Raw genomic sequence first — 23,784 nt, forward strand, 5'->3', positions numbered from 1 at the left:
TGCGTTGCCCGTACTGCCCCGCTCCACTACAGGTGGGAAAGCGCCGAGGTGTGGAGGGGGAGGGCGGTGTCGGGGGTGCGTTCGCGGACGTCCTGGTCGCGGATGGCGAAGACGGCCGGCGCGACGCCCACGTCGCCGTAGCGCGCGGTCACGGCGGCGCCGACCGCCCGCCGGACGTCGCCGACCACCTCGCGCACGGTGTGGCCGGGGCCGGCGGCGGTGAGGTGGCCCAGCATGCCGGCGAAGCGCAGCTCGCCCTCGGCGGCGGGCCGCTGCCCGGGCAGCACGGGACGGTCGAGCCAGAACACCCGCCCGTCGAGGGATCCCGGGTAGCCGGCGCCCAGCTCGCGCACCGTCTCGGCGAGCAGCTCGCCGAACCCGGCCAGGTCGGCGTCAGGCGGCAGGTCCGTGGTGACGAACAACGGCACGATCAGCGAGTCGAGCATCAGGCCATCCCTCCGTGAGGAGGCTCATCGTAGGATGCCGCACCGACAATTCCGCGCGGACTTGACCGGCGCAGGGAAAGGGCCAGGGAATAGACCGGCCTTCCTTGACAGAACGCGAAAGAATGAGCGCTCTCGAAATCGCACGCCCGCTAGCGTTCGGTCCATTCGTCTTCGAGCACCGAGTGCACGACGGAGTCCCGCCAGCCCGCGGGCGTACGCAGATGGTGCCGGATGCGGCCCTCCTCGACCATGCCGGCGGTCAGCATGGCGAGCTGGGCGGGCAGGTTGGAGGGGGAGCGGGCGCCCCAGATGCGGTGCAGCCCGAGCTGCTTGAACCCGAACGACAGCAGCAGGCGCACCAGGTCGGTGCCGATGCCGCGCCCCCACTGGTGGGGGTGGAGGCCGAAGCCGATCTCGGCGCTGTGCGGGTGCTCGGGCTCGATGCTCAGCCGGGCCACGCCGATCACGTCGCGGTGCTCGGCGTCCACCACGGCGAGCACGTACAGCAGGCGCGGCTCGGCGCGGGCGGCCTCCATGGCCTGCCCGACGAGATCGGCGACCTCCCGCGGCGAACGGGGCGCGAACGGCATGTGCTGGGTGGCGGCGGGGTCGCCGTAGACGGCGTGCAAGGCGGGGACGTCGGCCTCCGTGACGTCACGAAGGCCGAGTCGCAAACCGTTGCATACCACGCGCCGCATGCGCAGACGGTAACGCGATTCCCGCGATCTTCACAAGCCCTTGTCAAGTGGCGAGTTGACTACCGTAAGCTCGGGCGACAAGTTCGGCGACCGTGCTGTGCGCGCCGAGCGGCTCGGCGTGGCCGGCGTCGATCTGCTGGGCGGCGCGCTCGACGAGCCCGGCGGGCGCCTCGTGGCCGATCATGCAGGGGGCGATCGCCAGCCGCCCGGCGCCGGCCGCGCGCAGCCGCTGGGCGGCCACGCTCACGCCGGGTTCGGTGTCGAGCGAGGCGGCGACGACCGGGAGGGTGAGCCGGGAGGCCAGCAGCACCGCGGTGGCCTGCACGGCCCGCACCGCGCGCTCGCCGCCGACGGTGCCGAGGATGACGGCGTCGACGGGACTGGAGACGTTGAGCAGGCGCACCCGGTCGGCGCGGGCGAGGCCGCGCTCGGCCAGCCGGATGTGCAGGGCCTCGGCCAGCAGCGGGTGGGGGCCGAGCGCGTCGGTCACCACGGCGCCGCTGCCGGTGGCGGCGACGGCCTTGCCGATCTCGGCCATGACGACGGGGTCGTCCCAGGTGAGCAGCGGCACCACGACGGCCTCGCGTCCACCGGGCAGCGCGTCCGCCAGGTCGGCGACGCTCGTCAGCCGTACCTCGATCTGCGGGTTGTCGACGCGCACGACGGCGGCGATCTCCTCCGCCACGCCGGAGGTGTCGCCAGGGGTGGCGAGCACGAGCATGGGCGCGTCCGGCGGCAGGGACGTGGGCACGGGACGGCGGTGGCGACCGCCGCCCGGGCGAGGGGAACGTTCACGTACAGGCAGGCTCACAGGCGCGCAGTTTATGCCTATTCCATGAGCCATGTTCCGGGAATAGATGGCGATTCCGTCACGACGCCGGGGCAGTGATCGAGATCACATCGTGATCGCGCCGCTCGTTGACTTGGGCGCGCGAGACGGAAAGCTGGAAACCACCCCCGGAGGCTGGGAATGAAGCCGTTCCACGTCCGTCATAAGCCGTTCTATGTACGTGAGCTGAGCGTCTATCCGGTGGGCCGCCGCCGGATCTTCCTGCTGTCCATCGCGGTGCTGGCGAGCCTGGTCGCCAACTTCGAGACGACGATCGCCACCATCCTGCCGCTGCTCATGCAGGACCTGGACATGTCGCTGACCGTCTACGGCCAGATCGCCGCGCTGTCGGTGCTGGTGGGCGGCCTGTCGGCGGGGTTCGGCGGCATCCTGTCCGACCGGTGGGGCCGGGTCACGATCCTGGTGCCCACCCTGACGATCACGGCCGCCTGCAACTTCCTGCTGGCCACCGTGGACAGCGTCGCCGGGCTGTTCTGGGTGCGTTGCCTCATGCTGTTCATCGAGGGCGCGGGCATCACGATCACCGCCTCCCTGGTACGCGACTTCTCGCCCCGCATGGGACGGGCCCAGGCGTTCGCGTTCTGGACGTGGGGACCGGTCGGGGCGTCCTTCCTGGCCTCCGCCATCGCGGGCTTCACGCTGCCGCTGTTCGGCAACTCCTGGCGCTCGCAGGCGGTCATCATGGGCGTCGTCTCGCTGAGCCTGTGCGCGATCATCGTCTGGAAGATCGCCGAGCCGTCGGCGGCGCTGCGGGCCGAGGTCATGCACCACGAGGCCCAGGCCGGAGCCCAAAGGGAGGCAGAGGGCCCCACCTACCACGCCCGCCTCGCCGAGCTGTTCCGCCATCCGCACCTGTGGGCGCACGTCCTCGGCAACACCGGCTGGCAGGTCCTCTACTGGACGTTCGCGATCTTCGGGCAGACCATGCTCACCGGCGGCTTCGGCATGGACCCGGCCGCCGCCAACCGCGTCGTCGCGCTCGGCATCGTGCTCAACGCCGTCGCGGTGGTCGTCGTCGGCCGGCTGTCCGACCGGCTGCAGCTGCGCAAGCCGTTCATCGCCGCCGGGACCGTGCTGACCGTGGCGGCGCTCGGCTACTTCATCGCGCTGATCGGGCCCGGCGTCCCCGCCGGACAGGTCACGGTCGTCTACGCGCTGCTCTACCTGTTCATGGGCATCGCGTACGTGCCGTGGATGGCCAGCTTCTCCGAGAACGCCGAGGACGTCGAGTCCCGGCTGCAGGGCTCGGCGCTCGGCATCTGGGGGATGGTCGTCCGCGTCATGATCGTGGTGCTGCTGGTGGTCTCGCCCATGGTGGTCGAGTCGTCCGGCTGGCAGACCTGGCTCGGGGTGGCGCTCGCCGGGCAGGTGCTGTTCCTGGCGTCGATGGCGGCGTTCAAGGGACGGTGGCGCGCCCGCGGGCCGGTGGACGTGCCCGCCGTCCCGTCACCGTGAGGGCACGACGACCGACCGCGGGTCCTGGCGGGCACGGTTCGCCTCCGCCTCCGCCCTGGCCGCGGCGCGGGCGGCGTTGGCAGCCGCCGCCCGCGCTCTCGCGGCAGAGGGAGGTCAGGCGGAGGGCCCCACCGGCCGGGAGCCGGGCTCCGGCGCGGCGGCGAGGTCCAGGTCGCGGGTCTCCGGCGCGATGGCCAGGCCCACGGCGGTGACCGCCAGGGCGGCGACCACGTACAGCGACACCGCCACCGTGCTCCCGTACGCCTCGAAGAGCTGCAGCGCGATGATCGGCGCCAGCGCGCCGCCGACGATCCCGGCCACCTGGTAGCCCATGGAGGCGCCGCTGTAGCGCAGCCGGGTGCTGAACAGCTCGGCGATGAAGGCCGCCTGCGGGCCGTACATGGCGGCGTGCGTCACCAGCGCCACCACCGCGGCCAGCGCGATCAGCGGGAACGACCTCGTGTCCAGCAGCGGGAAGAACGCGAAGGCCCACACCGCCGCCGCGACGACGCCCGCGAGGTACACCGGCCGCCGCCCCAGCCGGTCCGACAGCGCGCCGAACAGCGGGATCAGCGCGAGCTGCAGCGCCGAGCCGATGAGCACGGCGTTCAGCGCGTACGAGCGCGGCAGGCCGAGCTGCCCGGTCAGGTAGACGATGATGTAGGCGGTGAAGGTGTAGAACGCCACGTCCACCCCGATGCGGGCGGTGAAGGCCGACAGCAGGGCGCGCGGGTGCGTGCGCAGCACCTCGACCAGCGGCATCCGCGCCTTGGCCCCGCTCTGCTCGACCTCGGCGAACAGCGGCGACTCGGTGACCTTCAGCCGCACCCACAGGCCGACGAACACCAGCGCCCCCGACAGCAGGAACGGCACCCGCCACCCCCACGACAGGAACGCCGCGTCCGACTGGACGAAGGACAGCAGCGTCAGCAGGCCGGTGGCGAGGACGTACCCGGCGGGCACGCCGACCTGCGGCCAGCTCGCGTTGAAGCCGCGCCGCCGCCCGTCGCCGTGCTCCAGCGACATGATCACCGCGCCGCCCCACTCGCCGCCGAGCCCGAGCCCCTGGACGAAGCGCAGCAGCGCCAGCAGGATCGGCGCCGCGATCCCCACGCTCGCGTACCCGGGGAGCACGCCGATGAGGAACGTCGAGACGCCCATCACCAGCAACGTCACGACCAGCACGGTCTTGCGGCCCACCCGGTCGCCGAAGTGACCGAACACCACCCCGCCGAGCGGCCGGGCCACGAACGCCACCGCGTTGGTGGTCAGCGAGGCCAGCGTCGCGCTGAACGGATCGAGGGACGGGAAGAACAGCTTCGGGAAGACCAGCGTCGCGGCCGTGGTGTAGAGGAAGAAGTCGTACCACTCCAGCGAGGTGCCGATCAGGCTGGCGAGGATCACCCGCCGGGTCTGTTGCGTGGAGCCTGCCATCCGATGCTCCTTCATCAGGGGGATGATTTCAACGTAAGGATCGTTCAACAATTCGACAAGAGTTTTGTCCCATGATTTCCTGTGGAGGTGGACGACCTCGTCGCCGATCTCTCCCAGGACCGGCCGCGCCTGGGGCGCAGCAGCACGGCCGAGCGGGTGGCCGACATCCTGCGCGAGCGCATCAGCGAGGGCTTCTTCCAGCCCGGTCAGCGGCTCTCCGAGGAGGCCATCTCCGAGGCCCTGCGGGTCTCGCGCAACACGCTGCGCGAGGCGTTCCGGCTGCTCGGGCACGAGCGGCTGCTCGACCACCAGCTCAACCGCGGCGTGTTCGTCCGCCTCCCGTCCGTCGAGGACGTGCTCGACCTCTACCGGGTGCGGCGCGTCCTGGAGGGCTCGGCCGTGCGCCGGCCGCCGTCGCCGCAGACCCTGGCGCTGGTCAAGGAGGCCATGCGCGACGCCGAACGGGCCGCCGCCGAGGACGACTGGCAGCGGGTCGGCACCGCCAACATCCGCTTCCACCAGGCCCTCGTCTCGCTCAACGACAGCCCCAGGATCGACGAGCTCATGCGCCAGCTCCTGGCCGAGCTGCGGCTGGTCTTCCACGTGATGGACAACCCGCGGGCCTTCCACGAGCCGTTCGTCGAGCGCAACCGGGTGCTGCTCGGGCTCGTCGAGTCCGGGCGGCGGGAGGAGGCCGCCGCCTATCTCGACGACTACCTCGACCACGCGGAGAAGCTGCTCGTCCACGCCTACGAGCCCAACCGGTAACGTGGGCGCGATGAACCGCCTCTTCACGGTCGACGAGGCCCGCGCCCTGCTGCCGGAGATCATCGACGACGCCGGGCTGGTCATCGCCGCCCGCGCCGACCTCGCCGAGATCGCCCACGACCGGCAGGCGCACGGCCACTCCGCGCTCGGCGGCATTCCCGAGATCAAGGCGCTGGAGGCCCGCATCGAGGACGTCCTCGGCGGATGGGCCGAGCGGGGCATCGAGGTGAAGGGCGTCGCGCCCGTCCTGGTGGACTTCCCCGCGGTGCTCGACGGCGTGTCCGTACGGCTCTGCTGGATCGAGGGCGAGCCCGAGCTGGCCTGGTACCACCGCACCGACCTGGGCTTCGCCGGCCGCCGCCCGCTCTGATCTTCCGCACGTCTTGACGGCGGCGCTGTCCGCGTGGCTATATTCAACCTGACGGTTGATTAACCGAAAGGTTGAATACCATGCTCCTTCAGGACAAGACCGCGATCGTGTACGGCGGCGGCGGACCGATCGGCGGCGCCGCCGCCCGCGCCTTCGCCCGCGAGGGCGCCAGGGTCGTGCTCGCCGGCCGCACCCGGGCGGCGCTCGACCCGGTGGCCGCCGCCATCGGCGCGGCGGGCGGCACGGCCGAGGTCGCCGAGGTGGACGCGCTCGACGAGGCCGCCGTGGACGCGCTCGCCGACGGGGTCGCCGCCCGGCACGGCCGCATCGACGTCTCGTTCAACGCCATCGGCGTCGGGGACGTGCAGAAGCCGCTGCTGGAGATCAGCGCCGAGGAGTTCGCCCGCCCGGTCGTCAACGCCGTCCGCACGCAGTTCCTCACCATCAGGGCGGCGGTCCGGCACATGATCCCGCAGGGGTCCGGGGTGATCCTCATGTTCGGCGGCGGCGGGCCGCAGACGCTGCCGGGCCTCGGCGGGTTCAAGGTCGCGCTCGACGCCATGGAGGGCATACGGAGGCAATGGGCGTGCGAGGCCGGCGCGCACGGCGTCCGCGTGGTCACGATGGTGACCGGCGGCGTGCCCGAGAGCATCCCGGACGGCTTCGACCCCAAGGGGGAGATCACCGCGTCCCTCGTCGAGGCCACCCTGCTCGGGCGGACGGCGACGCTCGCCGACGTGGGGGACGTGGCCGCCTTCGTCGCCTCCGACCGCGCCAGGACCATGACCTCGGCCACCGTGAACATCTCCTGCGGCGCGATCGTGGACCACTGACGCCGGGGATCACCGACACCGTGGATCATCGACACCGTGGATCATTGATCTCGTGCCCGACGACCCGCTCAGCCTGACCTTCGCCGCCCTGGCCGACCCGACCCGGCGCGCCATCCTCGCCCGCCTGGCCGAGGGGGAGGCGACGGTCAACGAGCTCGCCGAGCCGTTCGACATGAGCCTCCAGGCCGTCTCCAAGCACCTCAAGGTGCTGGAGCGGGCCGGGCTGATCAGCCGGGGCCGCGACGCCCAGTGGCGTCCGTGCCGGCTGGAGACCGCGCCGCTGGACGGCGCATCGGAATGGATCCGCCGCTACCGCGACCGGTGGGACGATCGCTTCGACCGCCTCGACCGCGAGATCCGGCGCATGCGACCAGGGAGTGACACCGATGGGTGAGACCGCGTTCATCATCGAACCCGGACGGCACGACATCATCATGATCCGCCATTTCGCCGCGCCCCGGGAGGCCGTCTTCCGGGCGGTCACCGACCCGGAGCTGGTGCCCCGGTGGTGGGGGCCGCACTCCCTGGCCACCCGGGTGGACCGCATGGAGGTCCGGCCCGGCGGCCACTGGCGCTACGTCAACATCGACGCCGAGGGCCGCGAGTACGGCTTCCGCGGCGTCTACCACGACGTCGTGGCGCCCGAGCGGTACGTACGGACCTGGCAGTACGAGGGCACGCCCGAGGACGTCGCCCTGGAGACGGTCACGCTGACGGAGGCGGACGGCGGCACCCGCTACGTCGCCCAGTCCGTGCACCAGTCCGTCGAGGCCCGCGACGCCGTCGTGCGCGCCGACGCCGCCCGGGGCGGGCGCGAGTCCATGGACCGCCTCGCCCAGCTCTTGTCCACCCTCCCGTGAACCGCCTGGCCGTGGCCGATCCGTGACGAACCTGCCGCCCTCCCGCACTGTCTAAGCGGGTGAGCGAAAGGACCACCTCATGAGGCACCCTTCGGCCACCGCCGCCCTCCTGGCCGCGGCGGTACTCGGCGGAGCGGGTCTCGCGCCCGCCGCCGCCCACGCCGGTACGGGGCCGGCGCCCGTGCGCGCCGCCTGGCTCCCGTCCTGCGTCGATCGCAAACACGACAACGACGGAGATCCCTGCGGCCACTGGCGGCTGCTCCTGCGCGACGGCAGGCGGCTGACCGTCCGCGACGCCGCCATAGGCAAGATCGACGCCGCAGGCGTCGAGAGCCGCGTCCAGAGCACGTTCGTCGTCAGCGCCGACGGCCGCGTGATCGCCTACGAACGCGCCCGCGACCACCGCCTCGTCGTCCGCCGCGTCGGCGGCCCGGCCACGGTGCTGCCCGCCGGGCTGCGGCCCAAGGGCGTCGGCACCGACGACCTGCAGATCGAGCTGTCGCCCACCGGCGACAAGCTGCTCATCGACTACGAGGACCAGCCTTCCCGCCTGCCCACCAAGGTGGTCACCGTCGCGACCGGCGCGGTCGCCGAACTGCCCGCCCGCGACGACGCGCTCGGCTTCAGCGGCGACGGCGGCGCGGTGCTGGCCTTCCGCTACCGCGCCGACCACACCACGGCGCTGCGGGCGTACCCGCTCGGCGACGGGTCCCCGGTCGCCGGCACCCCGCCCCAGGCCGTCGCCAACGCCATGCTCCACGCCCTCGCCCCGGACGGCAGGACGGTCGCCTACCTCGTGACCGGTGACGAGACCGCGAAGCGGCCCGCCCGGGTACGCCTGTACGACCTCGACACCGGCGACGTCTCCCCGGCCGTGGACCTGCCACTGGTCCGCGGCGAGTCGCCGTACGCGCTCCACTACGTCCCCGACGGGACGCTGCGCGTGCTCACCCAGCGCGGCGACGACGGGAAACCGGCGGTGATACGGGTGCTGACCGCCGACCCGCGCGCCGGCGAGGCCCGGCAGATCGACCGTTACACCATCAGCAAGAACGCGTACGCCTACTTCACGGCGGGGGAGTGACCGGCATGAGAACGACGATCCTCGCGGCCCTCACGGCGGCGGCCCTGACCTGGCCCGGCGCCCTCCCGGCCCACGCGGCTCCCCATCACGGGGCCGACAGCATCAGGTACGCCTCCATCAAGAGCTGCGCCACCCGCGACGGGGAGGCCCGGCCGTGCGGTGACTGGCGGCTCGTCCTGCACAGCGGCAAGGTCACCACCCTGCCGGACGCCCAGGGGGTCGCCCGCGACGCCAAGGGCAGGGAGCTGACCTGGTTCCCGGCCCCGATCGCGGTGAGCGGCGACGGCCGGAAGGTCGCGTACTTCACCAAGGCGAACCGGCTCGCCGTACGCACCCTGGGCGGCGGCGTCCGGCTGCTGCCCGCCGCGGCGCTGCCCCGCGTGCGCCACGACGCGCTGATACTGCGGCTCTCCGACGACGGCGCCCGGCTGGCCGTCTCCATCGACGGCGAGAAGGCGCGGGGCACCCGTGTCTTCGACACCGCCACCGGCGCCCGCGTCGGAACCGTCCCCGCCGGCCGGAACGTGCTCGGCTTCAGCTACGACGGCGACGAGCTGCTCGCGACCGCCGAGGGCGAGGACAACGCCACCGACCTGGTCGTCCACGACGAGACCGGCGAGGAGCTGCTGCGCGCCACGCCGCCCCAGGTCGTCGCCGCGAACGGGCCGCAGGCGCTGGCCGCCGACGGGCGGACCGTCGCCGCCGTGGTGCAGGGCGGCAAGCCGGAGCTGGTGACGTACGACATGGAGACCGACCAGGTCGTCGAGCGCAGAAGGATCGGCCTGCCGCGGGCGCCCGTCCAGATGTTGGACTGGACGGGCGCCGCCCAGGTGACGGCCCACCTGGCCGCCTCCGGCTCCAAGGGCACCACGATGACCATCGTCAGGATCGACACCGAGACGGGCGCGGTCACCGTCAGGGACCGCTACACCGTGCTGAAGGACAGCTTCGTCTTCGCCGCGTGCGGCGGCTGACCGGCTGAGCCGGACGGGCTGGTGGGGCTACGCTGCTGGGGTGCGGGCTCACTCGGCCAAGGTTCACTCAACCCAGGTTCACTCGACCACGGTTCACTCGACCAAGGCGATGGCCGCGCGGGCCGTCGACCTCTGCGTGGCGCTGCTGCACCGGCAGGCGTCGGTCGAGTCCGTGTCGCGCGTCCTGCGCGAGCACGGCGAGAGCGGAGACCTCGACCTCGGCGAGGCGGACGTCGCCGCGATGCGCGCGGCGGCGGCCCGCCTGCGCGAGGTGCTGGCCGCTCCCGACACCGGCCGGGCGGCCGCGCTGCTCAACCGGCTGCTCGCCGACGCCGCCCGCGCCCCCAGGCTGACCGACCACGGGGGCTCGACGGGCTGGCACGTGCACGTGGACGACGCCGACGACGCGCCCTGGGCCGAGTGGTTCCTGGCGTCGTCGGCGATGGCGTTCGCCGTGCTCCTGGCCGATCATCAGCGGGTGCCCGGCGGGCTGTGCGCGTCGGCGGGCTGCCGGCGGCCGTACCTCGACCTGGGCGGGGGCAGCCCGCGCCGCTTCTGCAGCGCCCGCTGCGCCACCCGCGAGCGCGTCGCCGCCCACCGCTCGCGCGCGGCCTCCTCAGACGTCCCGGACTGACCGGCGGCCGACTGTGAGCACGGCCACCGCCGCCGCCTGGGCCGCCGCGCCCGCCAGCAGGGCCGCCCCGACCGAGTACGCCGCCAGCGGCCCGGCCACCGCCGACCCGACCGCGAACGAGGTGATCTTCAGGCTGGCGCCCGTGGTGAACACCTGGGCGCGCAGCCGCTCGGGTGCCTCGCGGTGGCGTACCGAGAACAGGGCGGTGAGCTGCGGCCCCTCGCCCAGGCCCACGACGCCGGCCGCCACCACCGCGACCCAGTACGTTCCCGACACCGCCGCGACGGCGGCCAGTGCCATTCCCACGCCCGTCACCGCCGTCCCCCGTACGAGCAGGGCGTCCCAGCGTCGCGGCCCGCGTGCCCTGGCGACGAGCGCGTTCGCGGCGAGGCCGCACGCGGCGGTGACGGCGAGCAGCAGCGCGCCGGGGCCGGTCGAGCCGGTGAGCCGGTCGCCGAGGACCGGGGCCGACACGACCAGCATCGCCGTCCCCGCGCACGAGACCATCGACCCGGCCGTGGCCCGCAGCAGCGCCGGGTTGCCCAGGATCGCGCCGAACCCCTCCCGCAGCTCCTCGCCGACGCCGCGGCGCGCCTTCACCCCCGCCGAGGCGGGCAGGGCCCAGGCGGCGGGCAGGGCGGCGACCAGCAGGGCGACGCAGACGAGGACGGCGGCCGGGCCCCCGGCGATCACCCCCGCGAGCGCCGGCCCCGCCAGCCCCGCCACGTTGTACGTCATCGCGTCCATCGCGTTCGCCCGCCCCAGCCGCGTCGCATCGGCGTCGGCCGGGTCCGTCCCGCCCGGCGGGGTCGCATCGGCGTCGGACGGGTCCGCCTGTCCCGGCCGGGCCGCTCCGGTGACGGCGGGGAGCTGGGCCGTCCAGCCGCCGGTGAGCGCCGGCCCCACGACGCCGGCCGCGACCGCCACCGCGACCAGGGCGGCCTCCGGCAGCCGCCCCAGCCCGGAGACGATGACCAGCAGCCCGCCCGCGTACGCCACGAGGCACCCGGCGAGCAGCCGCCCCGGCCGCCGCGCCCGGTCCAGCAGCACCCCGAGCAGCGGCCCGCCCGCCGCGGCGGACACCGTCAGCCCGGCCAGCAGCCAGGACGCCACCACCGGCGACCCGGTCACGGCCAGCCCGGCGATCAGCAGCGCGGGGCCCGACATCTCGTCCGCGGTGCGGGCCGACGCCGCCCCCGCCAGGTAACGCCATAACACGAAGGAGACGTTACACCGGAAGCGCACCCGGAAGATCACTCGAAAACGTGTTTGAACGATCGCGTAGACTGGGTGGCATGACAGTCGCGTTCCAAGCATCTTTGCTGGGCCTCGACGAGGAGCTGGGGCTCGGGCCGCTCGGCGCGGCGGTGCGCCGCACGCACCTCGACCACGGCGCCTGGATCGACCTCCGGCCCGGCTGGCTGACGGGCGCTGACACGCTGTTCGAGCGCCTGGCCGCCGAGGTGCCCTGGCGCGCCGAGCGGCGGCGCATGTACGACCGGTTCGTGGACGTCCCCCGCCTGCTGAAGTTCTACGGCGAGGACGAGCCGCTGCCCGACCCGATCCTCGACGAGGCCCGGCGCGCGCTCGACGCCCACTACGGCGCCGAGCTGGGCGAGCCGTTCCGCACGGCGGGCCTGTGCTTCTACCGCGACGGGCGCGACAGCGTGGCCTGGCACGGCGACACCATCGGCAGGGGCTCCACCGAGGACACCATGGTCGCCATCCTCTCGGTCGGCGACCCGCGCCCGCTGCTGCTCCGCCCCAAGGGCGGCGGGCCGTCGATCCGCCACGAGCTCGGGCACGGCGACCTCATCGTCATGGGCGGGAGCTGCCAGCGCACCTGGGAGCACGCCATCCCCAAGACGGCCCGGCCCGCGGGGCCGCGCATCAGCGTCCAGTTCCGCCCGCGCGGCGTCCGCTGAGCCCTCTGCTCACTCCAGGCAGGCGGTCACTCCAGGCGCAGGCGGGCGAGGCGGCCCTGTTCGCCGGAGGCCCAGCAGGAGCCGTCCCGCGCGCATGACACCGTGTCGAACGAGCCGTCGTCGAACGTCTGCCACGTCCGCCCGCCGTTCCACGTCACGTCACTGCCGCCCGGCCCCACCGCGACCGCCGCGAGTGACGGGAACGGCAGCCACGTCACCCCCGACCGGTAGCCCGGCGGCGGCGTCGCGGCCGGCCGCCAGGTGACGCCGCCGTCCCTGGTGACCGCCGCGGCGCTGGGCGACTGCTGGTCCGGCCGGTAGTCGCCGCCGACCGCGAGGCCGTTCCGCGGGTCACGGAAGGCGAGCCCGAACACCCCCCGCGCCGGATCCCCGGCCGGCAGGGGCGTGTTGGCGACGGTCCACGTCCGGCCGCGGTCGGCCGAGTGGAACACCCGCGCCCGCCCGGCCCCGCCGGAGGCCAGCCAGGCGTCCCGGCTGCCCGCCGTCACGAGGCACTGCCCGCTCGCCGCGAACCCGGCCTCGCCCGGCAGCGCCATCGGCATGCCCTCGGCGGGCAGCATCCGCCAGCTCCCGCCGCCGTCCTCGGTGGCCAGAACGCGGAACCTGCCGTCCACCGGGTCGCTCATCGCCAGGCCGTGCCGGTCGTCGAAGAAGGCCAGGCAGTCGTAGAAGGCGCGCGGCTCGTCGTTCCTGAACGTCTCCGCCCACGTACGGCCGCCGTCCTCGGTGCGGTAGACGCGCGAGTCCGTGCCCTCACCGATGGACAACGCGACCGCCCGGCGCGCGTCGAACGCCTCGACGTCGCGGAACTGCAGCCCGGCCGTGCCGGGCGGGGGGACGTTCTGCCAGCTCCGGCCGCCGTCCGTGGTGCGCAGCACGGTGCCTTCCGAGCCGGAGGCCCAGGCCACGTGGCGGCTCACGGGGGACAGGCCGCGCAGGCGCGCGGTCACCCCGGTCTCCTTCAGCTCCCAGCCGAGCCGCGGCAGGTCGTCGGCTGCGTGCGAGAAGGCGGGGAAGCCCGTCGCGATGACGGTGGCCGCTGACAGCATGCTCAACGTTGTGTGAAGCATCATGTCGGGAAAACTAATAGAAAAGGATCATCCCGTCCATGCGGCCTACAGGTCAGGCCGCGGTACGGGCAGCCCCCCAAGAGTGCCCCCAGGTGAGCAGGGACTCCGCGGTCGAGAAGCGCCGGGCGGAGACGGACTCGCCGAGGATCACGCCCACCAGCGTCTGCCCGTCCCGCTCGCCCGCGAAGGCCAGGCAGTACCCGGCGGCGCGGGTGAAGCCCGTCTTCAGCCCGATCGCGCCCGGCGTGCCCAGCAGCCGGTTGGTGTTGCGCCAGCCGTACGCGCGGTGCTCGGCGGTGGCGTCCAGCTCGTGGTAGCGGGTGCCGGCGGCCTGCTTGATCAGCGGGTTGCGCAGCGCCTCGGCGGCGAGGACGGCCTGGTCGCGGGCCGTGGAGTGACCGTTGCCCCGAGGGCTGGGGAGGCCGTCGGCGTTGACGTACTCGGTGTCGTTCATGCCGAGCTCGCGGGCGGTCGCGTTCATCCTGGCGACGAAGCCGTCCACGCCCGGCCCGTACGTACGCGCCAGCGCGTGCGCCGCGTCGGCCCCCGACGGCAGCATGAGGCCGTAGAGCAGCTCGCCCACGGTGAGGCGGTCGCCGGCCCGCAGGTCGGCGGTGGTGCCGCCGCCGTCCTCCGCGTACGCGACGTCGGCGCGCGAGATCTCGACCACGTCCGTAGGCTTGGCGAGCTTCAGCACCACGTGGGCCGTCATCGTCTTGGTGAGGCTGGCGATCGGCATCCGCTCCCCGCCGTGGTCGTCGAGGAGTGGCTTGCCGGTGGAGGCGTCGAGCAGGTACGCCGCGCGCCCGTACAGCACGGGAGCGTCGAGTGCCGCGTGCGCGGCGGCGAGGGGGGCGGGCGCGTCCGCGTAGGCGGGCGCCACGACCCCCGTGGCCAGGGCCAGGGCGCCGGCGACGGCGGCCAGGCGGGCTTTCCGGTTACGCATTACCCCAGGTTGCCGCCTGCTTTGAGGTGAATTTGACAACGAATTGGACACGGAGTCGGGAACGCCGATGCCGTCGGCGTTCCCGTACGGGTAGATCTTTCCCCGGTCACTGCCCGGCCAGGCCGGTGTGCGCGACGCCGCGCACGATCTGCCGCTGGAACAGCACGAACACCACCAGCAGCGGCAGCCCCGCGAGCACCACCGACGCCATGATCTGCGCGTACCGGAGGCCGAAGGTGCCCTGCACGACGTTGGCGAGCCCGACGGGCAGCGTCATGGTGTTCGGGTCGGTGGAGACCAGGAACGGCCACAGGAAGTTGTTCCACGTCGTGATGAAGGTGAAGATCGACACCGCGGCGAGCACCGGCCGCGACAGCGGCAGCACGATCGTGAAGAACACCCGCCAGCGCCCCGCCCCGTCCACGAACGCGGCCTGCTCCAGCTCCGGCGGAACGTCCTGGAAGAACTTGAACAGCACGTACACGATGAGCGGCGCGGCCACCTGCGGCAGGATGATCGCCCACCAGGTGTCCACCAGCCCGAGCGCCACCATCTCGGCGAACAGCGGCGCTATCAGCACCTGCGGCGGCACCATGATCCCGGCCAGGATCAGCCCCAGCAGCGCCCGCCGGCCGCGGAAGTGCGTGCGCGCGAAGCCGTAGGCGGCCATCGCCGACAGCAGCACGGTCAGGAACGTGACGAGCACCGCCGTGACCGTGGAGTTGATCGCCCACGTGAGGATGTCGCCGGTGCCGAGCACCAGCCGGTAGGCGTCCAGCGTGAGCTCGCTGCCGAACCACTCCAGGGGCAGCTTGGTCGTCTCCGTCTCCGGCTTGAGCGAGGTCGCCACCGCCCAGGCGATGGGCGCGAGCCACACGGCCGCCAGCACCAGCGCCACCAGCAGCAGCACGAGCTGACCGGGGCGGAACCGCTTGGTCATGAGTCCTCCGCGCGCTTGCGGAACAGCCGGAGCTGTGCCAGGGAGACGACGACGATGATGGCGAACAGGATGTACGAGACCGCCGAGGCGTAGCCGATCCGGTAGCCGGTGAAGCCGACGTCGTAGGCGTACTCGATGATGGGCCGGGTGGCGTCCTGGGGGCCGCCGGCGGTCATGAGGTAGATCTGGTCGAAGACCTTCAGCGAGGCCAGCAGCTGCAGCACCACGATGAGCGCGGTGGTGCGGCCGAGCATCGGCAGCGTGATCGAGCGCAGCCGGGCCCAGGCGCCGGCGCCGTCGAGGGCGGCGGCCTCGTACAGGTGGTGGGGGATCGACTGGAGAGCGGCCAGGTAGAGCAGGAAGTTGAAGCCGACCGTCCACCAGACCGTGGTGAGCACCATGGACCACATGGCGACGGACGGATCGCCCAGCCACAGCACGTCGAGTCCGAACGTGCCGTTGATCAGGCCGTAGTCCGGCGGGTAGATCATCTGCAGCCACAGCAGCGACACCACGGCCGACGGCAGCAGGAACGGCCCGAAGAACGACAGCCGCCACAGCCACTGCACGAACCGCAGGTGGTGCGCCAGCAGCGCGAACACCAGCCCGAGCAGCACCAGCGGCACCGTGCTGAGCACGGTGAAGACGAGGGTGTTCCACAACGAGCGCCACATGCGCGGGTCGCCGAACGCCTCGGCGTAGTTGCCGAAGCCGACGAAGGTGTCGTTGGTGCCGGCGATGTTGACGCTGGACAGGCTCATCCGCACGCCCAGCACCACGGGCCAGACGAGGAACGCCACATAGATGGCCAGGAAGGGCAGGACGAACAGCAGTCCGTGCTGCGTCCAGGCGTGCCTGACCTTGGCCTTGGCAACGGGCGGGGCGGCCGCGGGGGCCGCGACGGCGGTCGTCATCAGCGCTCCTGCCTGGGGAAGGGGTTCGGGGCGGCGAGCAGCCGGGTCAGCGACGCCTTGGCGGCGGCCAGGCCGTCCTCCGGCGAACGCTCCCCGCTGATCACCGGCGAGAACGCCTCGCCGAACTCGATCCACAGCCGCGACGCCGAGCCGGCGAACCACACCTGCGGGTCGAGCGCGACCTCGGTGACGACGGAGCGGTACTCCGACTGCGGCTGCAGCGCGAGGTAGTCGGGCTGCTCCAGCGCCGGCAGGTACGCGGGCACGTGACCCGCCACCGCCCACTGGGCGCTGTGCTTCACGATGTGGGCGATGAAGCGGTAGGTGGCCCGCTCCACCTCGGGATCGCGGTCACGCTGGTGCGGCAGCACGAACGAGTGGCAGTCGGCCTGCGCCGCGCCGGTGCCGAAGACGCTGGGGAAACGGGACATGCTGAACGGCGTCCCGCGCTCCTTGAGCCCGGTCACCTCCCAGTCGCCGTTCCAGAGGAACGCGGCCTCGCCGTTGGTGAACTTCGCGACCGAGGCGCCGTAGTCCGTGCGCCAGTCGCACAGCCCCTCCTTGCCGAGCCGGGCCATGAGGCGCAGCGCGGCGAGGGCCTTGGCGTCGTCGATGGCGATGGCGGAGCCGTCCGGCGACAGCAGCGTGCCGCCGCTCTGCGGGTAGAGCGACCCCCAGACCCGCCAGGGGCCGACCGTGCCGAGGCCGAGCGCGTCGAAGGCGAGCGGCGGCCGGCCGCCCATGGCGTCCTTGGCCTTGCGCAGCATGGCGATCAGGCCGTCCTCGCCCTGGGTGGGCTGCAGCTTGCCGCCGGAGTCGAGCAGGCCGGCCTTGGCGCAGATGTCGGTGTTGTAGTACTGCACCATGGGGTGGGCGTCGAACGGGATCGCGTACAGCACGCCGTCGAGGTGGGCGCGCTCCCAGATCGGCGGGGAGAAGTCCGCGCCGCGCAGGCCCGCCTCCTCCAGGAGCCGTACGTTGATCGGGTCGAGGATGGCGCCCGCGCCGATGCCGGCCAGCCGGGCCAGGTGGAAGGTGGCGAGGTCGGGGGAGCGCCCGCCCGAGCCGGCCATCGCGACCTTGGTGTAGAACGGCTCGCCCCAGGCCAGCACGTTCTCCTCCACGAAGACGTCCGGGTTGGCCTGGGCGAACGCCTGGACCAGCCGGTTCATGATGATGCCGTCGCTGGCTCCGAGGAAGTGCCAGTACTGGACGCGGGTCTGGGACGAGCCGAGCCCCACGGGGAGGGCGCAGCTCGCGGCGGCGGCGCCGGCGAGCGCGAGGCTGCCGCCGAGCAGGCTCCGGCGGGTGAGGTGGGAGGGGGGACCTTGCACGGTTGCCTCTTCCTTCACCGGGCTGTCGCCCGGCCGTTGATCGAGGTCGTTCGAGGCGGTTACGGCGGGGTTACCCGAGTGTTAGCGGTAACACAAAACGGTGTCAAGGCCCATGTGGCAACCGTTTTCCGCGGCCCGGCCCGCTCGCTCCGAGCTCTTGACCGGCCCCCCTGATAACGCTAACAATGCCTCCGTGACGTAACGCCCGCGAAACCTGAGGAGCTCCCTTCGTGCACCAGGCCGCACTCACGCTCGATCCCGCCTTCCGCGTGGCCCCGGTCCAGCGGCGCACCTTCGGCACGTTCGTCGAACACCTGGGCCGCTGCGTCTACACCGGCATCTACGAACCCGGCCACCCCGCCGCCGACAAGGACGGCTTCCGCGCCGACGTCCTGGAGCTGACCCGCGAGCTCGGCGTCTCCACGGTGCGCTACCCCGGCGGCAACTTCGTCTCCGGCTACCGCTGGGAGGACGGCGTCGGCCCCAAGGAGCTCCGGCCGCGCCGGCTCGACCTGGCCTGGCACAGCACCGAGACCAACGAGGTCGGGGTGGACGAGTTCGTCCGCTGGTGCCGCAAGGCCGGGGTGGAGCCGATGATGGCGGTCAACCTCGGCACCCGCGGCATCGAGGCCGCGCTGGACCTGCTGGAGTACTGCAACCACCCCTCCGGCACCGCCCTCGCCGACCGGCGGATCGCGGGCGGCGCCAAGGAGCCGCACGACGTACGGATGTGGTGCCTGGGCAACGAGATGGACGGCCCCTGGCAGACCGGCCACAAGACCGCCGCCGAGTACGGCCGGCTGGCCGCCGAGACCGCCCGCGCCATGCGGATGATCGACCCGAACCTGGAGCTGGTCGCCTGCGGCAGCTCCAGCTCGTCGATGCCGACCTTCGGCGCGTGGGAGGCCGAGGTGCTCACCCACACCTACGACGTCGTCGACTACATCTCCTGCCACGCCTACTACGAGGAGAAGGACGGCGACCTGGGCAGCTTCCTCGCCTGCGCCACCGACATGGAGTTCTTCATCCGCTCGGTGGCCGCCACCGCCGACCACGTGGGCGCGAAGCTGAAGTCGCGCAAGCGGATCGACATCTCCTTCGACGAGTGGAACGTGTGGTACCTGTCCCGCTTCCAGAACGCCGACCCCCCGTCGGACTGGCCGGTCGCGCCGCGCCTGCTGGAGGACCACTACCACCTGGCCGACGCGGTCGCGGTCGGCGGCCTGCTGATCACGCTGCTGCGGCACAGCGACCGGGTGCGCGCCGCGTCGCTGGCGCAACTGGTCAACGTCATCGCCCCGATCATGACCGAGCCGGGCGGGCGGGCGTGGAGGCAGACCACGTTCCACCCGTTCGCCCAGGCCAGCAGGTACGCGAGCGGCGACGTGCTACGCGTGGAGCCGGTCTGCCCGAGCTACGAGACGGCCGCGTACGGACAGGTGCCGCTGCTGCACGCGGTCGCCACCCACGACGAGCGGTCCACCACCGTGTTCGCGATCAACCGCTCCACCGACCGGCCGATGGAGCTGCGCATCGACGCCCGCGCCCTCGGCGGGGCGCGCGTCCTGGAGGCGAGCACGCTGAGCGGCCCGGACGTCTACGCCCGCAACACCGCCGACGACCCCGGCCGCGTCGCGCCCCGCCCCAACCCGGACGTGCGGCACGACCCGGAGACCGTGGTGCTGCCCCCGGTCTCCTGGAACGTCATCAGGCTCGGCTGAGCCCCGGGGCTGCGCCGGTGCTCTCGCGTACGACCAGCTCCGGCTCCACCAGGCGCCGGGCCTCGGGCTCGGCGCCCGCCATGCGGTCGAGCAGCATGTGGAAGGCGTGCCGGCCCACCTCGCCGAAGTCCTGCCTGACGGTGGTGAGCGGCGGCCAGAAGTACGCGGCCTCGGGGATGTCGTCGAACCCGACCACGCTGACGTCCTCCGGCACCCGCCGCCCCGCCTCGCGCAGCGCCCGCAGCACCCCGAGCGCCATCTGGTCGTTGGCCACGAACACCGCGGTGACCTCGGGATCGTCGGCCAGCCGGCGGCCGAGCTGGTATCCCGAGCGCGAGCTCCAGTCGCCGCGCAGCACGTCGGGCACCGGCCGCCCGGCGGCCTCCAGCACCCCGCGCCAGCCCTCGATGCGGCCGTTGGCGTCGAGCCAGTCGGCCGGGCCCCCGACGTGCCAGACGCTCTGATGGCCGAGGCTGAGCAGGTGGCGGGTGGCCCTGACCGCCCCGGCGCGCTGGTCGACCTTGGCCACCGGCACGGGGATGTCGTCACCGGCGTCCACCGCGACCACCGGCATCGCCGGCGGCAGGTGGCGCAGCCCGTCGGCGGCCGACTCGTGCGGCGCCACGATGATCACCCCGTCCACCGCCTGCGCGCGCAGCCGCTCGACGCCCTCGCGGATGGAGGTGCGGTGCAGCGAGCTCAGGCTGGCGATGCTCACGTTGTAGCCGGCGTGCCGGGCGGCCTGCTCGACGCTGTAGAGCGTGGAGGCCGGACCGTAGAGCGTGGTGTCGATGCTGACCACGCCGAGCACACCGGAACGGCCGGTCACGAGCTGGCGGGCGGCGTGGTTGGGCCGGTAGTCGAGCTCCTTGACAGCGGCGAGAACCCGCTCCCTGGTCTCGGCCCTGACCCGCTCGGGCGCGTTGAGCACCCGCGAGACGGTCATCGTGGAAACCCCCGCGAGAACGGCCACGTCCATGAGCACCGCAGGCCGCCCCGTCTTGGCTTTGACCACAGCTCACCCCCTGCCAGGTAAACGCTAACAGGCGAAAGGGGCAGACGCGCGCAACATCTCAGGGCAAGTGTTCGGCACGGGGAGGGGCCGGAGGACGCGAAAAAGCCCCGGCCTGGGCGACCGGGGCTCTCGACGACGTGCTGGTGGACGATACTGGGATTGAACCAGTGACCTCTTCCGTGTCAGGGAAGCGCTCTCCCGCTGAGCTAATCGTCCTTGTGAGGTGGCGACGGGATTTGAACCCGTGTGGACGGCTTTGCAGGCCGCTGCCTCGCCTCTCGGCCACGCCACCGCGTCAACATCCCACTCCGAGCGGAAGACGGGATTCGAACCCGCGACCCTCACCTTGGCAAGGTGATGCTCTACCACTGAGCCACTTCCGCGTTGCTGCTTTCACAACTCTAGCGGGTTTTCGGCGTTGATGCTTACTTGCGAAGCTGCCGGGCCACGCTCCGCTCGGTCGCAGGCAGGCTGAGGAAGATCTCCAGGATGCGGGTGAGGCGGTGGACCTCGATGCGGTGGAAGGCCGGGCCCTCGGAGCGGGCCAGGACGAGGGTCAGCGCCAGCGGTGGCAGCGGGGCGTGGATGATGTGCAGCCCGTCGGCCAGGGTCATGGCGGCCGGGCGGGACGGCGCCTCGGCCGGGAGGTCGAACTCCTGCGGGGCCCGCCAGCTCGCGTAGACCACCCGGCCGCCGGAGGCCGTGGCCGCCCAGTCGGCGCTGAACAGCACCGGCAGGGAGTCGACGAGCGTGGTCAGCGCGCGGTCGCCCGCCGTGGTGATGTATTTGAGTATCTCCAGCTCCGGGTAGGTGCCGGGCGCCTCGCGGGTGGTCCAGATCGCCTCGACGGCGACGCCTTCGACGCCCTCCAGGCTGTTGACGAGATCCTGCCGGGACGTGCTCTCCGGGCAGAAGATCGTCAGGTCGTCGAGTGCGGTGCCCGCGCCCCGGTCGAGGACGATCACCTGGGTGATGTCGGCCCCCGCCGCACCCAGGACCTTGGTGACCTGCGCCAGGGAGCCCGGCTTGTCGGGCAGCCGCACGCGTACGCGAAGAAGCATCCATTTCCCCCTCACCGAGATGCCGATCACAGCCTATCGGCCGAATACCGGTCACAGCCTGACCTGCGCTACAACTGGGCGGATGAAGATTGGGCCTCTCGGAGTGTGGCCGCCGGTGGTGCTGGCGCCGATGGCGGGCATCACGAACGCGCCGTTCCGGGTGCTGTGCAGGGAGCAGGGCGCCGGGCTGTTCGTGTGCGAGATGATCACCACACGCGGGCTGGTGGAACGCAACCCCAAGACCATGCGGATGATCCGGTTCGACGGCTCCGAGCGGCCGAGGAGCATCCAGCTCTACGGGGTGGACCCCGACATCGTGGGCCGGGCGGTCCGCATGATCGCCGAGGAGGATCTCGCCGATCACGTCGATCTCAACTTCGGCTGCCCGGTGCCCAAGGTGACCAGGCGCGGGGGCGGGTCGGCGCTGCCGTACAAACGGGGCCTGCTGCGCCGCATCCTGCGGGCCGCGGTCGCGAACGCCGGGGCGCTGCCCGTGACGATGAAGATGCGCAAGGGCATCGACGACGACCACCTGACCTACCTCGACGCGGGGCGCATCGCGGCCGAGGAGGGCGTCGCGGCGATCGCGCTGCACGCCCGCACGGCCAGGCAGCACTACGGCGGGCTCGCCGACTGGGCGGCCATCGCCCGGCTGAAGGAGGCCGTGCCGGAGATCCCCGTGCTGGGCAACGGCGACATCTGGTGCGCCGACGACGCGCTGCGCATGGTGGCCGAGACCGGCTGCGACGGCGTGGTGGTGGGGCGCGGCTGCCTGGGCCGCCCGTGGTTGTTCAAGGACCTGGAGAACGCCTTCAACGGCAGCCCCGAGCGGGTCCGCCCCACGCTCGGCGAGGTGGCCGGGATGATGATGCGGCACGCCGAGGGGCTGGCCGGCTGCTTCGACATCGAGCGCTACGCCGTCGCCGACTTCCGCAAGCACGTCGGCTGGTACCTGAAGGGCTTCACGGTCGGCGCCGAACTGCGGCGCGAGCTGGGCACCGCCGAGTCGCTCGACGGGCTGCGGGCCGGCCTCGCCAAGCTGGAGCACGACCAGCCGTGGCCGCCCCACACCGACACCCCGCGCGGCAAGTCGGGCGAGCGGGACAAGGTGCTCCTGCCGGACGGCTGGCTGGACGACCCGTGGGACGTGGCGGTGCCGCAGGACGCCGAGTCCGAGGTGTCCGGCGGCTGACCTCCCGGACAGGTCAGCGGGCGACCGGGAGCGGGCCGCGGTCCGGGGGGAAGAGCTGGTCGTCGAGGTGGGCTACCGCGTACTCGATGGCGCCCACCACCACGCACTCGTCCCCGAGCGTCGAGGCCCGCACCTCCGGCATCCGCATGCAGCGGGTCTCCAGCCGCCGCCGCAGCGGCTCCAGGAGCACGTCGGACGAGCGCGAGAACCCGCCGCCGAGCACCACCATCTGCGGGTCCAGGATGAGCACCATGGCGGCGGTGCCCACGGCGAGGTCGTCGACGTAGCGCTCGACGCACTCCACCGCGACCGGGTCGCCGTTGCGGGCGGCGGCGAGGGTGTGGCCGGCCGCGTCCTCCGGCGCGACGCCCTCGGGCACGCACGCGCAGGTGTTGAGATGCTCGGGCGCGTCGAACCAGCGGGACTCGGGCAGCATCGCGACCTCCCCGGCCGCCGCGCCGAACCCCCGGTGCACCTTGCCGTCGATCACCAGGCCCGCGCCCATACGCCGCCCGACGTGCAGGAACACCACGTCCCTCGCGCCCTGGGCGACGCCGCGCCTGGTCTCGGCCATGGCGGCCAGGCGGCTGTCGTTCTCGATGAGCACGGGGCAGGGGAACATCTCGCGCAGCCGTCCCGCGAGGTCGAGGTCGCGCCAGGCGGGGACGGCGGCGGAGTAGATGACCCGGCCCTCGACGTCGATGACGCCGATGGTGCCGACGGCGACCGTCCAGAGGTCGGAGACGGAGGTGCGGCTCAGCGTCAGGCACCCCTCGACGGCCCGCTCGATCGCGGCCAGGCGCTCCTCCAGCGGGGCGTCGGGCAGCACCGGCTGCCGGGTCTCGGCCAGGATCTCCCCGTCCAGGTCGGACAGGGCGGCGCGGATGTTGTGACCCCCTATGTCGACGCCCACCAGGTAGCCGCTGTCGGCGCGGAAGCGGTAGCGGCGGGCGGGCCGGCCCATCGTGCCGGGGCTGGGCGGCACCTCCTCCACCCAGCCGAGCCCCATCAGCTCGTCGGCGACCTCCTTCATGGACGGCCGCGACAGGCCCGTGCGCTCGGCGAGCGCCGACAGGGTGAGCGGGCCCGCCCGGCGCAGCGCGCGGATGGCGGTCAGCGAGTTGAGCTGGCGCAGCCGGGACAGGTCGCCGCCGCGTAGGTCCGCCATTCGCCGTGTCCTTTGGTAGGTCTCCTGTTTATGTCAGGCATTATGCCAGGGATCAAGGGCTGTACGAGCGC

General features: G+C 72.7%; 25 protein-coding genes and 3 tRNA genes. 12 read left to right on the forward strand and 16 right to left on the reverse strand.

Translation table 11 applies throughout. The features are described from left to right. Positions 1-26: 26 nt before the first annotated feature. The 3 genes from SMD20_RS03080 to SMD20_RS03090 all read right to left on the reverse strand — a co-directional run bounded on the left by SMD20_RS03080 (position 27) and on the right by SMD20_RS03090 (position 1,895). Positions 27-446 carry a hypothetical protein gene (locus SMD20_RS03080; protein WP_329574611.1) on the reverse strand — a complete coding sequence of 140 codons (420 nt, stop codon included), beginning with the start codon at positions 444-446 and terminating at the stop codon, positions 27-29. A 149-nt stretch (positions 447-595) separates the two neighbouring features. Continuing rightward, positions 596-1,144, reverse strand: coding sequence for a GNAT family N-acetyltransferase (locus SMD20_RS03085; protein WP_329574613.1), 549 nt, complete (start codon positions 1,142-1,144; stop codon positions 596-598). 43 nt (positions 1,145-1,187) lie between these two features. Further along, entirely contained in the window at positions 1,188-1,895 is a 708-nt protein-coding gene (locus tag SMD20_RS03090; RefSeq protein ID WP_329574615.1) for a sirohydrochlorin chelatase, read from the reverse strand. Positions 1,896-2,114: 219 nt separating this feature from the next. Between SMD20_RS03090 and SMD20_RS03095 the strand changes: the two genes are divergently transcribed. After that, positions 2,115-3,449 (forward strand): MFS transporter, encoded by a 1,335-nt coding sequence (locus SMD20_RS03095; RefSeq protein ID WP_329574617.1) that lies wholly within the window; start codon positions 2,115-2,117, stop codon positions 3,447-3,449. 114 nt (positions 3,450-3,563) lie between these two features. Here the strand turns inward: SMD20_RS03095 and SMD20_RS03100 are convergent, their stop codons facing one another. After that, the gene (locus tag SMD20_RS03100) at positions 3,564-4,883 is read right to left on the reverse strand and encodes an MFS transporter (protein WP_329574619.1); all 1,320 of its coding nucleotides are present in this window, start codon (positions 4,881-4,883) and stop codon (positions 3,564-3,566) included. Positions 4,884-4,964: 81 nt separating this feature from the next. Here SMD20_RS03100 and SMD20_RS03105 point away from each other — a divergent pair, with 81 nt between their 5' ends. From SMD20_RS03105 to SMD20_RS03140, 8 genes are all read left to right on the forward strand, one after another. Next, positions 4,965-5,651 (forward strand): GntR family transcriptional regulator, encoded by a 687-nt coding sequence (locus SMD20_RS03105; RefSeq protein WP_329574620.1) that lies wholly within the window; start codon positions 4,965-4,967, stop codon positions 5,649-5,651. A 10-nt stretch (positions 5,652-5,661) separates the two neighbouring features. Next, positions 5,662-6,021 (forward strand): DUF2203 domain-containing protein, encoded by a 360-nt coding sequence (locus SMD20_RS03110; RefSeq protein WP_329574621.1) that lies wholly within the window; start codon positions 5,662-5,664, stop codon positions 6,019-6,021. An 80-nt stretch (positions 6,022-6,101) separates the two neighbouring features. Continuing rightward, positions 6,102-6,854 (forward strand): SDR family NAD(P)-dependent oxidoreductase, encoded by a 753-nt coding sequence (locus tag SMD20_RS03115; RefSeq protein ID WP_329574623.1) that lies wholly within the window; start codon positions 6,102-6,104, stop codon positions 6,852-6,854. 52 nt (positions 6,855-6,906) lie between these two features. Continuing rightward, positions 6,907-7,248 carry an ArsR/SmtB family transcription factor gene (locus SMD20_RS03120; protein ID WP_329574625.1) on the forward strand — a complete coding sequence of 114 codons (342 nt, stop codon included), beginning with the start codon at positions 6,907-6,909 and terminating at the stop codon, positions 7,246-7,248. Further along, entirely contained in the window at positions 7,241-7,714 is a 474-nt protein-coding gene (locus tag SMD20_RS03125) for an SRPBCC family protein (RefSeq protein WP_329574627.1), read from the forward strand. The genes SMD20_RS03120 and SMD20_RS03125 overlap by 8 nt, the downstream gene beginning before the upstream one ends. 79 nt (positions 7,715-7,793) lie before the next feature. Then, on the forward strand, positions 7,794-8,798 hold the full coding sequence (locus SMD20_RS03130; protein WP_329574629.1) for a hypothetical protein: 1,005 nt from the start codon (positions 7,794-7,796) through the stop codon (positions 8,796-8,798). Positions 8,799-8,803: 5 nt separating this feature from the next. Next, positions 8,804-9,772 (forward strand): hypothetical protein, encoded by a 969-nt coding sequence (locus SMD20_RS03135; RefSeq protein WP_329574631.1) that lies wholly within the window; start codon positions 8,804-8,806, stop codon positions 9,770-9,772. 40 nt (positions 9,773-9,812) lie between these two features. After that, positions 9,813-10,406, forward strand: a complete 594-nt coding sequence (locus tag SMD20_RS03140; RefSeq protein ID WP_329574632.1) for a CGNR zinc finger domain-containing protein — start codon at positions 9,813-9,815, stop codon at positions 10,404-10,406. On the opposite strand, the gene SMD20_RS03145 is transcribed toward SMD20_RS03140, so the two are convergent. Next, on the reverse strand, positions 10,389-11,624 hold the full coding sequence (locus SMD20_RS03145) for an MFS transporter (protein WP_329574634.1): 1,236 nt from the start codon (positions 11,622-11,624) through the stop codon (positions 10,389-10,391). The genes SMD20_RS03140 and SMD20_RS03145 overlap by 18 nt on opposite strands. Before the next feature lie 77 nt (positions 11,625-11,701). Here SMD20_RS03145 and SMD20_RS03150 point away from each other — a divergent pair, with 77 nt between their 5' ends. Further along, positions 11,702-12,331: an alpha-ketoglutarate-dependent dioxygenase AlkB gene (locus SMD20_RS03150; RefSeq protein ID WP_329574635.1), complete on the forward strand. Its 630-nt coding sequence runs from the start codon at positions 11,702-11,704 to the stop codon at positions 12,329-12,331. A 26-nt stretch (positions 12,332-12,357) separates the two neighbouring features. Here SMD20_RS03150 and SMD20_RS03155 read toward each other — a convergent pair whose 3' ends face one another. The 5 genes from SMD20_RS03155 to SMD20_RS03175 form a co-directional block, all read right to left on the reverse strand. After that, positions 12,358-13,425: a WD40/YVTN/BNR-like repeat-containing protein gene (locus SMD20_RS03155; RefSeq protein WP_329574637.1), complete on the reverse strand. Its 1,068-nt coding sequence runs from the start codon at positions 13,423-13,425 to the stop codon at positions 12,358-12,360. A gap of 49 nt (positions 13,426-13,474) precedes the next feature. Then, complete coding sequence (locus SMD20_RS03160) at positions 13,475-14,368, reverse strand: D-alanyl-D-alanine carboxypeptidase family protein (RefSeq protein ID WP_329574639.1); 894 nt, start codon at positions 14,366-14,368, stop codon at positions 13,475-13,477. Between the two features lie 106 nt (positions 14,369-14,474). Next, the gene (locus tag SMD20_RS03165; protein WP_329574641.1) at positions 14,475-15,308 is read right to left on the reverse strand and encodes a carbohydrate ABC transporter permease; all 834 of its coding nucleotides are present in this window, start codon (positions 15,306-15,308) and stop codon (positions 14,475-14,477) included. Beyond that, on the reverse strand, positions 15,305-16,222 hold the full coding sequence (locus tag SMD20_RS03170) for a carbohydrate ABC transporter permease (RefSeq protein ID WP_329574642.1): 918 nt from the start codon (positions 16,220-16,222) through the stop codon (positions 15,305-15,307). Before SMD20_RS03170 ends, SMD20_RS03165 begins: the two co-directional genes overlap by 4 nt. Beyond that, entirely contained in the window at positions 16,222-17,556 is a 1,335-nt protein-coding gene (locus tag SMD20_RS03175) for an extracellular solute-binding protein (protein ID WP_329574644.1), read from the reverse strand. The genes SMD20_RS03170 and SMD20_RS03175 overlap by 1 nt, the downstream gene beginning before the upstream one ends. A gap of 230 nt (positions 17,557-17,786) precedes the next feature. Between SMD20_RS03175 and arfA the strand changes: the two genes are divergently transcribed. Continuing rightward, the gene (arfA, locus tag SMD20_RS03180) at positions 17,787-19,277 is read left to right on the forward strand and encodes an arabinosylfuranosidase ArfA (RefSeq protein WP_329574646.1); all 1,491 of its coding nucleotides are present in this window, start codon (positions 17,787-17,789) and stop codon (positions 19,275-19,277) included. Here the strand turns inward: arfA and SMD20_RS03185 are convergent. The 5 genes from SMD20_RS03185 to SMD20_RS03205 all read right to left on the reverse strand — a co-directional run bounded on the left by SMD20_RS03185 (position 19,264) and on the right by SMD20_RS03205 (position 21,353). Continuing rightward, complete coding sequence (locus tag SMD20_RS03185) at positions 19,264-20,292, reverse strand: LacI family DNA-binding transcriptional regulator (protein ID WP_329574647.1); 1,029 nt, start codon at positions 20,290-20,292, stop codon at positions 19,264-19,266. The genes arfA and SMD20_RS03185 overlap by 14 nt on opposite strands. 141 nt (positions 20,293-20,433) lie before the next feature. Further along, positions 20,434-20,508: transfer RNA gene (locus SMD20_RS03190), tRNA-Val, on the reverse strand. A 5-nt stretch (positions 20,509-20,513) separates the two neighbouring features. Further along, positions 20,514-20,584, reverse strand: a tRNA-Cys gene (locus tag SMD20_RS03195). Positions 20,585-20,603: 19 nt separating this feature from the next. Continuing rightward, positions 20,604-20,675 (reverse strand) — tRNA-Gly (locus SMD20_RS03200). A gap of 42 nt (positions 20,676-20,717) precedes the next feature. Next, entirely contained in the window at positions 20,718-21,353 is a 636-nt protein-coding gene (locus SMD20_RS03205) for an ACT domain-containing protein (RefSeq protein WP_329574649.1), read from the reverse strand. Positions 21,354-21,435: 82 nt separating this feature from the next. On the opposite strand from SMD20_RS03205, the gene dusB reads away from it, so the two are divergent. Continuing rightward, complete coding sequence (gene dusB, locus SMD20_RS03210; RefSeq protein ID WP_329574651.1) at positions 21,436-22,545, forward strand: tRNA dihydrouridine synthase DusB; 1,110 nt, start codon at positions 21,436-21,438, stop codon at positions 22,543-22,545. A gap of 13 nt (positions 22,546-22,558) precedes the next feature. Here the strand turns inward: dusB and SMD20_RS03215 are convergent, their stop codons facing one another. Beyond that, the gene (locus SMD20_RS03215; protein ID WP_329574653.1) at positions 22,559-23,713 is read right to left on the reverse strand and encodes an ROK family transcriptional regulator; all 1,155 of its coding nucleotides are present in this window, start codon (positions 23,711-23,713) and stop codon (positions 22,559-22,561) included. Between the last annotated feature and the right edge of the window lie 71 nt (positions 23,714-23,784).

The organism is Nonomuraea sp. LP-02 (assembly GCF_036289125.1).
Taxonomy (GTDB): domain Bacteria; phylum Actinomycetota; class Actinomycetes; order Streptosporangiales; family Streptosporangiaceae; genus Nonomuraea; species Nonomuraea bangladeshensis.